Raw genomic sequence first — 10685 nt, forward strand, 5'->3', positions numbered from 1 at the left:
CTAAAGCCCAACTACGTACCTATTTCTAGGATGACAATTAATCCACCCTGCTTCTTAAGGGGGGTTAGGGGGGATCTATGCCTAATCGTCACATTTAAAATCTCAAACAGATTATCCTAGGGATTTTGGCGCGATTTCCCTGACTTATTTCCCGATGAATTGGACTCAGCACCAGATTGTGCACCGGACTTTTCCGATCCCGCTCTCTCTGAATTATTGCCTTTAGTGGCATCTGAATTATCTTGAGCATCCGCTGCGGTTTTAATGAGAATCTTGCTACCATCAACCAGATTTGCTTGTCCGTCGGTGACAACTTCATCACCCGCATCCAGACCTTTTTGGATGACTGTTAAGCCGTTGATTGTATTGCTGACAACTACAGGCACATTTTCCACTGTATCGTCTTCTTGGGCGACAAATACGAATTGTCCGTTCGGCCCTGTCTGTACAGCTTGGGAGGGAACAACAATCGCATTTGGCTGTTGACTTAATGTTAGAGTTGTGCTAACAAATTGACCGGGAAAAAGTTTGCCATCTGCGTTATTAAAGTCGCCAATTAATTGAATTGAGCCTGTGGTATTGTCAACCGTATTGTTCACAAATGACAAGGTTCCCGATATCGGACGATTGTTTCCAGCAAAGGTGACATCAACTTTAAGTTTGCCGTTGTCTGCGTATTTTTGGATGTCTGGCAGGTTGGATTCAGGAACCGAAAAGGCAACTTGAATGGGATTAATTGTGGAGATTGTCACCAAGGGTTTGTCGGTGCTTGGTTGCACTACATTGCCGACTGTCACCAGAATATTTCCGGCACGCCCGTCGATCGGCGCATAGACCTTGGTATAGGATGATTCCACCTGAGCATTTTTCAAGGCACCGCCGTCTGCACTCAACCCAGCTTGAGAACCCTCGATCGCAGCCCGATCGCCTTCCACGACAGCCCGAGCATTCTCAATCCCCACGAGATCGCTTTTCACCGCCGTCTCAGCATTCTCAATCCCCACGAGATCGCTTTTCACCGCCGTCTCAGCATTGGCGATCGCCACGAGATCGCCTTTGACGACTGCCTCAGCATTGGCGATCCCGATACGATCGCTCCTTACCGCCGTCTCAGCATTGGCGATCGCTTGATTGTCAAGATCGACGGTTGCCGCAGCGGCTCGGCTGCTGGTAGCGTATTGCTGGGCTTGATCTTGACTGATTACTCCTTGTTTGTAAAGCTCTGCGTACCGCTGACTTTGTGCTGCGGCATATTGTGCTTGAGCTCGATCCTTGGTCAAGGTGGCGATCGCTTGTTTAACTGCACCTTGGTCTTTTTGGAGCGTCATTTTGGCTTGTTCGACAAGTCCTCGGTCTTTTTGAAGAGTCGTTTTGGCTTGTTGGACAAGTCCTCGGTCTTTTTGAAGAGTCGCTTTAGCTTGCTCGACAACTCCTCTATCTTTGTCAAGGGTTGCTCTGGCTTGTTCCACAACTCCTTGGTCTTTAGAAAGGTTGGCTGTGGCTTGTTGTACCTGTGCTTGGCTTTTTGCTACGATTCCTTGAGCTTGCTGGATCGAGGCAGTTTGAGAGCGATCGTCGATCGAAAACAGCAGTTGTCCTTTCTTAACTTCTTGTCCTTTCTTGAAATAAACTCCTGTAATCCGCCCGCTAGCTTGTGCTGTCACCGAGACAGTAGAACTCGATTGCACGTTGCCGATCGCTTGCAACTGTATCGGCACCGTTTTTTTCGTTACTGTTGCTACTGTCACCGGAGTTATTTGCAGTCTGCCGCTGCGGCTCGGTTTTTCCGCTTTAGGAGCAGTCGATCGCACCCAAACCAAAAATCCCAACCCACCCACCAGCAGCAACCCCAGCAGAAACAGCGCAATCCGCCCTTTCGCCAGCACCTTTTCCGTCTTCGGTTGTTTGGCTGCAACACTGTCCGCCGGTTCGCTCTCCGGCAATGTTGGAGCTTCCTGAAAAACTTCACGGATAGCGTCTTTTGGAGTTTCACTAACAATTTCTACGTTGTGCGTCGGTTGCTCGTTCAGCTTCAGATTTTCGTCAGAAACTTTAGGGCGAGTGCCATTCCGACTTTCACTAATAATTTCCTCGATCATCACAAACCTCCTTTGTAACTAACATCTTGCACTATTCTCAAAAACAGGCAAGATGCCTGTTCTACAGGATATAAATTTTCTTGTGGAACAGGCATCTTGCCTGTTCATAAAGGCTTATTGAAAATGGTGGAAAAGGTGAGCAACATCTCAGTTGAACTAACATTTTGTATCATTTATCATTCTCAAAAATAGGCTTTCCGGTCTGTTCTACAAAAGATGAATTTTATTGTGGAACAGGCATCTTGCCTGTTCCTAAAAAGCTTATTGACAGCGGTACAAGAGGTGAGCAACATCTCAGTTGAAACTAACATTTTGTATCATTTATCATTCTCAAGAACAGGCAAGATGCCTGTTCCACAACAGATCAATTTTCTTGTGGAGTAGGCCCCAGAACCCGCGCAAGTCCTGTATCAGTTACGCACTGTAAATTGCCCGATCGGAGCGTTATTGCGAGCTTGTTGGAGACTGCTTTTGCCCCCGAGGATAAGCAGTCTTGAGAATTTCTTTAATTTTTGTCTTTTGTTCGGCGGTGAGATTTAGCTCGGACAAAGCTTTCCGCATTTTTTCACCTCCCTTGACTTTAGTTTCTAACTGTTGTGCCTGCTCTGGCGTCAACACCGCTTCGACTTGTTTGCGAAGTTCCTCGCGTTTCTGTGCGCGTTCTGCATCCGTTGCTTTCGGTTGCGCTGAACTTGGAGTTGCAGTCGCCGCGACAGGTTGAGCAGTTTGAGTGGAAGCAGAATCCGCCTTCGCTTGGTCGGAACTTACTGGATTGGTCGCAGTCGTGTCAGGTTGGGTAGCTTCGGAAGCATTGGATTGCGTACAAGCAGACAAACCGCCTACCAAAAGTGCACCGACGAGGAGAAATGCTGGTGCGATCGTTCTTCTTTTCATGATTTACTGCCTCTAATTAACCTTCACCACCAAATCTTATCGGCTAAAATCAGCCAGCGCATGACCCAAGACTCCTAACTTGACCAGTCAAAAAGCACATTGCGGTTGTGACTTTTTTCCTAGTCCCAAAACCCAAAATCAGTCTAAAAGGCTCTAGCGAGAGCGTTGGCGGATTCGCTAAGCTGCTACACATAACTTGTCTGTTATGGCAAAAGGGGAGCGCGGGAGAGGGGGAGAGTGGGAGAAGGGGAGAGGGGGAGAGGGGGAGAGTGGGAGAGGGGGAGAGTGGGAGAGGGGGAGAGGGGGAGAGTGGGAGAGGGGGAGAGGGGGAGAGTGGGAGAGGGGGAGAGTGGGAGAGTGGGAGAATTGCTCAATGACCGATGACCGATAACCAATTCCAATTCCCTCAACATTCATCCGTTACATCCGTTACATCCCGCACACTGCTTTGTTGCCGAACTTCTGCCTTCTGAACATAAGGAGGTAACGTGTTTTTTGACTCCAAGATACCATCTACAATTAGGTCAGCGACCTTGCTTGCATCGCTCCAGCTTTTGATGGGGAAAAGTTCTATGATTCGCTTGACCTATCCATCTTTTCGTTTGTTGCTTTATTTGGAGTGGCTGCTGCTGGCGACGGCAGCCTTGATGGAAGTGCTGCATCCGTTTCAGTCGCTCTGGTCGCTGCTGTTACGGGTTGGCGCGATCGCACTTTTCGGCGCGATCGGTTTGCGTTTGCCAACCGTTCGGTTAGGTAGAAAAGTGTTATTTACAGGCCTAGAATTTGGCTTGATTTTGCTGCCAATTGTCCAGGAAGGGTTATCGAGCCGATCGAGCTTTTTGCTTTTTCTCGTGCTGCTGATGCGTAGTTGTATGATTTTCTGCCAGCCGGGGCAGGTGATTGTCTTGGGTTTGGCCCTGCTTTCCTATAGTTCGCTGTTGTTATCAAAACCAATTTTACCTGATAAAATTCGGGCAACTGTTTGGGAATGGCGATTCAGCAATGTGTTATTATTTGGTTTGACATTAGTGTTCGCTTTATTGTTAATTAATGCGTTGATTGCAGAACGCCAAAGCCGAGAGCAATTAGAAATCGCTCACGATAAATTAGCCGTAACTCACGAGCAACTCCGCTACTATGCCCTGCGAATTGAAGACCAGGCAACTTTGCAGGAACGTAATCGGATTGCTCGTGAAATCCATGACGGACTCGGACACACCCTCGCGGCTCAAACCATCCAGCTTAATAATGCCCTATTGGTATGGAAATCGGAGGATGAGAAAGCGCTGGAGTTTCTGAAACAGGCGAAACAACTCGGATCGGAAGCTTTGTTAGAAATTCGCAAATCTGTTTCGGTGTTGCGATCGAATCCTTTGCAAGGATTGTCGCTCGAAAGTGCGATCGACAAACTTCTCCAAGACTTTCAGCGCATGACTGCGATCGAAGTTTCCAACTCGATTCGCTTACCAGTTTCGCTCTCTCAGGAAATCAATACAACACTTTACAGAATTGTGCAAGAATCGCTCACAAATATTCACAAACACGCTGATGCAACGATGGTGACAGTTGGGTTGCAGCAACACGCAGGACAGATTTATTTGTCGATTTCTGACAACGGCAAAGGTTTCGATCCCGCGCAAAATACGACTGGATTTGGACTCCAGGGAATGCGAGAACGAGTGGCGGCGCTAAGCGGTCAATTTGCGATTTACAGCCAGCCTGGAAACGGTTGCCGGATTTCGGTTTCTTTGGCCTCTCAAAACATATAGAACTCGGCAGAAAACCCGGCGGTTTAAACCGAGATGTTGTAATGAACAGGCAAGATGCCTGTTCCACAAAGAATCAATTTCTTGTGGGGTGGGCATCTTGCCCGCCCTAAAAAACCTTATTAAAAATAGATTGTTTTCCCCGCGCTAATTAATATGAGGATGGTTGTATGATTCGGATTTTGCTAGTAGACGATCGGCATATTATTCGCCGGGGAATCAAGAGTATCCTGGAATGCTATTCTGATATGCAGGTAATTGGTGAAGCGGAAAACGGACAGGAGGCGATCGCACAAATTCCCATCCTACAGCCCGACATCGTGCTGATGGATATTCGGATGCCCGTGATGGATGGCGTAGCAGCAACCGGGGCGATATCCAAATCTTATCCCGATACAAAAGTGCTGGTTTTAACCACCTTTGATGACGATGAATATGTCAGCCAAGCAATGCGCCTGGGCGCAAAAGGCTACCTGCTCAAAGATACCGAACCCGACGAACTTGCCTTAGCGATTCGCGCTGTTTATAAAGGACACACGCAACTCGGCCCGGGATTATTTGAGAAAGCTTTGATGACTCCTGCTGTAACTAATCCGACGGTTGTTTCTCCGCCAGAATTAGAGCAACTCACGCCCAGAGAATTAGAAGTGTTGCGTTTAATAGCTTCCGGCGCGAACAACCGAGAAATTGCTCAAACCTTATTTTTGTCCGAAAACACGGTAAAGAACTATGTAACGAATATTTTGAGTCGGTTAAATTTGCGCGATCGAACTCAAGCCGCGCTGTTGGCTCATTCACTCTTCAATTAGGGACTTATCGATGCCTGAAAGTGGCAATCCAAGCCTTGCTCAGAGACAGATTCAGCCACTTTCTTAGCAGACCTCTTGCAAAAATAACTAGGACGGGCTCTCCGGCCCATCCCACAAAATTTTTTTTCTTGTGGAATGGGCATCTTGCCCGTTCCAGAATTTGATTAAAAGGATTTTTGCAAGAGGTCTACCATCCAATTTTTTACGCCCACCCATCCGCGCCAATAGCACACAAAATCATCAACTGTTCCCCTCTTGGCCGTAAGCCTGCCAAGCCAAATCCACCAACCCGTTAACAATAGCCACAGCCACCACCGCAGATCCCTTGCGCCCCTCAATCCGAATGTGAGGAACCATCGAATCGTGCAGCCGCGACTTCGCCACGTCAACCCCCACAAACCCAGAAGGAGTCCCAATCACCAAAGCCGGTCGAATTTCCTCAGATTCAATCAAATCTACGATCGCCGACAAAGCAGTTTGAGCCTGGCCCACAACAAAAATACCTTCAGGATAGCGTTTTGCCAAAGTTTCAATCCCCCAAGCAGCCCGCGTCCTCTCCTTTTGAGGGCGCGTCAAAGCCTCCATCGAACAGTAAACCGGATTCGCAAAGGTACTTTGGATCAGGGGCGTAATGCCCACCTGCACCATCGGCACATCTACCACGATCGTAGTCCGAGCAGCCAAAGCTGCCGCCCCGGCTTGCAAAGCCTGATCGGAAAAACTAATTAAAGATTTGTACTCAAAATCAGCAGTCGCATAGATCACGCGGCGGACTATTTCGTACTCCGCCGCAGAAAAACCGTGGTCGCCAATTTCGTTATCGATTAATCCCAGACTCTGGGCATCGCTTACGTGCCATTCCATTTGTTGGATAGCTGTCGCCTGTGAGTTGTCAGGTATCAGCTTACCAGCTTTTAGTCATTAGTCATTAGTCACCAGTCATTAGTTATTTGTCAGGAGCAGGTTTTTGGGCCATTTGGGCAGTTAACAAATTATCTCAAAACTTGCACAGGGGGCCGAGAAACCTCGTAGCAGCCCGCAGATTCGCTAAAAAACCCGGTTTCTAACACTGATGACTAATGACTGATGACTAATGACTCATCAACGGTTTCTAACACTGATGACTAATGACTGATGACTAATGACTCCTAAAAAACTAAGTTTCCGAAGAAGGAGACTTACCCAGCACCGGAGTCAGGAATGCCACCAAAGCTCCGATCGCAAAACCGGACACATTCCGAACCACTGGCAACCAGTCAGAAGTCCGAGTCACCACCGGCCCAAGTCCGAAAGCGAAAAACAGAATGCCCCACAGCGGCGAAAAAATCAGCGCCCACTGCCAAGCCACAACCTGTCCCGGTTTCCGAGGCTGAGCCGCAAACCCGCAAATGACGCCGCCAACCACCGACGTAATTAAGGTTAGAACCCACTGTTCCCTCGGCAAACCGGGAACCACGCGGCATCCGCCCTGACGCAAACAGCCTTCGATCGACTCCAAAGATTCAATAATCGATCGATCTTCCCCATTGTCCCGCACAAAAAATTGATTGCCGTAGCGGGTTTGCAGTTCCACCCAAAAAGTGCGCGGCAGCAGCGGATACAGCGAGTCGCCCACATTAAAATTGAGCAAATTGCCGCCTCGGGGGTCAGCAACTAGCAACACGCTCTTGTTATCTAGTCCCCAATAACTTTTGACAGCCAAACCGGGCGTGCGATCGTACTGAGTCAGCACTCGCAGTTTCCAGCCGGTTTCGGCTTCAAATGCGTTTAAATTTTTTGCCAAATCCTCTTCTTCAATATCCGTAAGGGCTTTAGCTAAGTCAATGATCGGCGTCTGAGTAGACGGCAACAAATCGGGATTGTTGAAAGCATGGGCTGCTGGGGCGATCGCCCACACCGACAAAGCTAGAAAAAATGCGACAGCAGATGCTAGAAATCTTCGCGGAAAAAACTGTGACATAGGAAATTCTAATCTGGGTCTCAATTGTGAATGCTAGCTGGCGGTCTTAACCAGAGGATAAGAGAAAACTCATATTTCTTTACAATTATTTACTTTACAGGAAGCCGAGAGCAAGGGGAAGGGTTCGGGGAAGAAAGTTTGCGATCGGGGAAGAAGCTGACAATTAAGTGTAGAGGGCGCAGTTGCGATCCAGGGCCAACCACCGTTAAACAAGAGCTCGATTTCCTGACGGTGAGTATCGGTCTGAGATATTGCACCCGCAATCAAAAACCTGTAGGGGCGGGTTCACCAAAAGCTTTAAGGGGTGCAGACAAGTTAAATAAACCCGCCTCCACCCACAAAAAAGCCCCTTATTGATATTGATGCAACATCTCAGATTGATAATCATTGAAGCCGATGCTAACGGAGAGAGACCGTATGTGCGATCGAGAGTCTTCTACCGGGAGTAGGAGGCGAGGTGAATAAAACACCTCAGCAAATAGCTGCTGAATTAAGAACACTTGCCGCACAGCTTGAAGAAACTTCAGACGGATTATTGAAACCCAATGAAAACCAAGCTGATAGGCTGGAACAACTATTAAATTCAGCTAAACAAACAATTAATCGCGGTCTTAGAGAGATGGTTCAACGAATATTGGATACCTACCTAATCAACTACCATCAAAACCTGCCATAAAACGTTTCAACTCCTACCCAATTGTGTTGCTATGACTGAATTTTTCTTCCCACCACAAGACGTAAAAGCAGTCAACCCAGCAGAAGCCAGAAGGCTGTTTGAGCAAGCCAATCATCTCTGGTTTGAAGAAGGATGCTATCACCTTGTCCTACCGCTTTATCTAGAAGCCCTCAAGTACGATCCCACTGACCCAGTAATGCTATATCAACTGGCTGTAGTTTTGCGGGCGTTTGAGCGCTTCGATGAGGCAGCACTTGCACTCGAAATGGCATCCCTTCACCAATTTCTACTCAACAAAACAGGCAGACAACTTTTGGCGAGAAAGAAAAAATGGCTGTTGAAACATCTTTATAATGCGTCGCCCTTGCCCGTACCGGCAACAGAAATCGACCTGAAACAATGTCTGTCACAGAGTTTCCATTATAATGAGTGGCTGGAAATTGCTATTGCGGCCAGCCAGCGGAGAATGTTTCTTTTGGCGGCAATTGCTTATGACAAAAGCCAGCCATTTTCTGAATCCCAAACAACTTGGGAAGGCGACAATGCGCGAGTTAATAACCAGAGCGATCGCGCGTTGTTAAACAATATGCGATGGTCTGCCAAAGGGCTATTTGAGAAAGCCAATCATTTCTGGTTTAAGGAAGGACGTTATCACCAAGTTTTACCAATTTATCAAGAAGCCCTCAAGTACGATCCGACCGATCCAGTGATGCTTTATCAACTTGCGGTTGTGCTGCGGGCTTTTGAACGATTTGATGAGGCTATGCTTGCACTCGATCTTGCATCCGTCCATCAAAACCGCCTGAGTGAAAATGGCAGACAGTTCTTTGACACATACAAACAATATATACTGAAACCTACCTCTTATATGCTAACCATGCCCATACCAGCCTGGGAAATTAACCTCAAAGAACTTCATTCGATGAATTTTAATAGCAATGATTGGTGGGCAATCAGTCAAGCTGCTGAAGATCGTAGAATGTTTCTATTAGCTTACGAAACTTACCTCGATGGTAGGGGTTGGTGTGATTCTGAAATACTTAGGGAAGAAGAAGAACTGCGACGCAAGAATGGGAGCGATAGATCGAGGTTAAATTATATGCGACGAGATTAAAGTAACTTCTCTGTGCAATATTTCAAACTTACTTAAGACCTTACCATCAAGACATTAGTCCGAGACCATAATTCACATTGTTGCCAAAAGTAAAAGAGGAAGTTGAGTGGCATGAATCAAAAAGAAGCCAAGCGGTTATTTGATGAAGCGAATCGTCTGTGGTTTGGGGATATAAAGTTCAACAAAGTGCTACCTCTGTATCGAGAGGCCCGGAATTACGATCCATCCAATTCCGTCATTATCTATCAGCTAGCTAACGTGCTGTGGGCTTTTGAACAATTTGGTGAAGTGCGAGTCCTAGTTGCCAAAATAGAAAGAAACTTAGACCGTCTCAGTGATTTCGGGAAAGAAGTGTTTGGTCGAGAAAAATCCCGACTGCTCGCCCCATCACCTTTCAAAAGTCCGATGCCAATACCAGCTTGCTCAATAGGGCTTGCGGAGAAAGTCTGAAACCCTTATACAAAAAGACTTGTGGCAAGTTTGAACCCTTGTAATGTGCAAGGAGATGAGTTAAAATCAGTCAAAAGCCTAGCACCTAATCACTTTCGCCATGTACCGAAAAGTTGACTAGGGCCCCACACCCGCCCTCCAACTTTGACTTACCCTTTGAGGGGCAGTTGTCGGAAGATAATCGTTGGGTAATCATGGCAAAACTAATTCCTTGGTTAGAATTTGAAGCAGAATATGCCAAAAATTTCGCAACCGATATGGGAGCCCCAGCCAAATCATTTCGGATGGCATTAGGAGGATTAATAATTAAAGAAAGGTTAGGAATAAGCGACCGGGAAACAGTAGAGCAAATCCGAGAGAACCCATACCTGCAATACTTTATAGGCATGACAGCCTATAGCAATAAAGAACCATTTGATTCATCAATGTTGGTTCATTTTCGGCAGAGAATAGGTGTCAAGCTAGTAAATAAAATCAACGAGAAAATGGTCAAAGACCATATTGAAATACCAAGGGAAGTCGAAAAAAAAAACTCATTAGAAAGCCAGCCTAGTCCCAATCAAGGGAAATTAATATTAGATGCAACCTGTGCACCAGCCGACATTAGATATCCTAATGATTTAGGACTATTAAATCAAGCACGAACGCATACTGAAGAAATTATAGATGCTCTTCATACTCAAAATCAATACCCAGAAAAAAAGAAGCCAAGAACTTATAGAAAAATCGCCAGAAAAGAATACTTAAAAGTAGCAAAGAAACGGAAAACGTCACAAAAAGAACGAAGAAAAGCAATTAAAAAACAGATCAAATACATCAAAAGAAATTTAGCCCATATTGATGAGATGGGCGAATTACAGTGTCTGAGTAAATATCATTATAAAATGCTGTTAGTTGTCACAGAAGTTTACCGCCAA

General features: G+C 46.5%; 10 protein-coding genes and 1 pseudogene. 7 read left to right on the plus strand and 4 right to left on the minus strand.

The window, feature by feature from the left end:
- Positions 1-116: 116 nt before the first annotated feature.
- Together QUB70_RS29630 and QUB70_RS29635 are read right to left on the minus strand one after the other, a co-directional pair.
- Complete coding sequence (locus QUB70_RS29630; RefSeq protein WP_332985243.1) at positions 117-2099, minus strand: efflux RND transporter periplasmic adaptor subunit; 1983 nt, start codon at positions 2097-2099, stop codon at positions 117-119.
- Positions 2100-2543: 444 nt separating this feature from the next.
- Positions 2544-2993 carry a hypothetical protein gene (locus QUB70_RS29635; protein ID WP_332985244.1) on the minus strand — a complete coding sequence of 150 codons (450 nt, stop codon included), beginning with the start codon at positions 2991-2993 and terminating at the stop codon, positions 2544-2546.
- Positions 2994-3565: 572 nt separating this feature from the next.
- Between QUB70_RS29635 and QUB70_RS29640 the strand changes: the two genes are divergently transcribed.
- Both QUB70_RS29640 and QUB70_RS29645 read left to right on the plus strand, forming a co-directional pair.
- Complete coding sequence (locus QUB70_RS29640; RefSeq protein ID WP_332985245.1) at positions 3566-4762, plus strand: sensor histidine kinase; 1197 nt, start codon at positions 3566-3568, stop codon at positions 4760-4762.
- Between the two features lie 167 nt (positions 4763-4929).
- Positions 4930-5568, plus strand: coding sequence for a response regulator transcription factor (locus QUB70_RS29645; RefSeq protein ID WP_332985246.1), 639 nt, complete (start codon positions 4930-4932; stop codon positions 5566-5568).
- A 240-nt stretch (positions 5569-5808) separates the two neighbouring features.
- Here QUB70_RS29645 and QUB70_RS29650 read toward each other — a convergent pair whose 3' ends face one another.
- On the minus strand, positions 5809-6432 hold the full coding sequence (locus tag QUB70_RS29650) for a precorrin-8X methylmutase (protein WP_332985247.1): 624 nt from the start codon (positions 6430-6432) through the stop codon (positions 5809-5811).
- Positions 6433-6724: 292 nt separating this feature from the next.
- A complete protein-coding gene (locus QUB70_RS29655) occupies positions 6725-7528 on the minus strand; it encodes a TPM domain-containing protein (protein WP_332985249.1) in 804 nt (267 codons plus the stop codon).
- Between the two features lie 30 nt (positions 7529-7558).
- Between QUB70_RS29655 and QUB70_RS29660 the strand changes: the two genes are divergently transcribed.
- From QUB70_RS29660 to QUB70_RS29680, 5 genes and pseudogenes are all read left to right on the plus strand, one after another.
- The gene (locus tag QUB70_RS29660) at positions 7559-7885 is read left to right on the plus strand and encodes a hypothetical protein (protein WP_332985253.1); all 327 of its coding nucleotides are present in this window, start codon (positions 7559-7561) and stop codon (positions 7883-7885) included.
- 100 nt (positions 7886-7985) lie between these two features.
- Complete coding sequence (locus QUB70_RS29665) at positions 7986-8204, plus strand: hypothetical protein (protein WP_332985255.1); 219 nt, start codon at positions 7986-7988, stop codon at positions 8202-8204.
- Between the two features lie 31 nt (positions 8205-8235).
- Complete coding sequence (locus QUB70_RS29670) at positions 8236-9318, plus strand: tetratricopeptide repeat protein (RefSeq protein WP_332985257.1); 1083 nt, start codon at positions 8236-8238, stop codon at positions 9316-9318.
- A 111-nt stretch (positions 9319-9429) separates the two neighbouring features.
- A complete protein-coding gene (locus QUB70_RS29675; RefSeq protein ID WP_332985258.1) occupies positions 9430-9768 on the plus strand; it encodes a hypothetical protein in 339 nt (112 codons plus the stop codon).
- A 100-nt stretch (positions 9769-9868) separates the two neighbouring features.
- Positions 9869-10685: pseudogene (locus tag QUB70_RS29680) on the plus strand (IS5 family transposase); the annotation flags it as partial.

Source organism: Microcoleus sp. A003_D6, from assembly GCF_036702825.1.
In the GTDB taxonomy this organism is placed as follows: Bacteria; Cyanobacteriota; Cyanobacteriia; order Cyanobacteriales; family Microcoleaceae; genus Microcoleus.

Bases quoted from the DNA above. Each gene is read 5' to 3' on its own strand.
- QUB70_RS29675 (WP_332985258.1), top strand. From the start codon at position 9,430: ATGAATCAAAAAGAAGCCAAGCGGTTATTTGATGAAGCGAATCGTCTG.
- QUB70_RS29645 (WP_332985246.1), top strand. From the start codon at position 4,930: ATGATTCGGATTTTGCTAGTAGACGATCGGCATATTATTCGCCGGGGA.
- QUB70_RS29630 (WP_332985243.1), bottom strand. From the start codon at position 2,099: ATGATCGAGGAAATTATTAGTGAAAGTCGGAATGGCACTCGCCCTAAA.
- QUB70_RS29670 (WP_332985257.1), top strand. From the start codon at position 8,236: ATGACTGAATTTTTCTTCCCACCACAAGACGTAAAAGCAGTCAACCCA.
- QUB70_RS29655 (WP_332985249.1), bottom strand. From the start codon at position 7,528: ATGTCACAGTTTTTTCCGCGAAGATTTCTAGCATCTGCTGTCGCATTT.
- QUB70_RS29635 (WP_332985244.1), bottom strand. From the start codon at position 2,993: ATGAAAAGAAGAACGATCGCACCAGCATTTCTCCTCGTCGGTGCACTT.
- QUB70_RS29640 (WP_332985245.1), top strand. From the start codon at position 3,566: ATGATTCGCTTGACCTATCCATCTTTTCGTTTGTTGCTTTATTTGGAG.
- QUB70_RS29660 (WP_332985253.1), top strand. From the start codon at position 7,559: ATGCTAGCTGGCGGTCTTAACCAGAGGATAAGAGAAAACTCATATTTC.
- QUB70_RS29650 (WP_332985247.1), bottom strand. From the start codon at position 6,432: ATGGAATGGCACGTAAGCGATGCCCAGAGTCTGGGATTAATCGATAAC.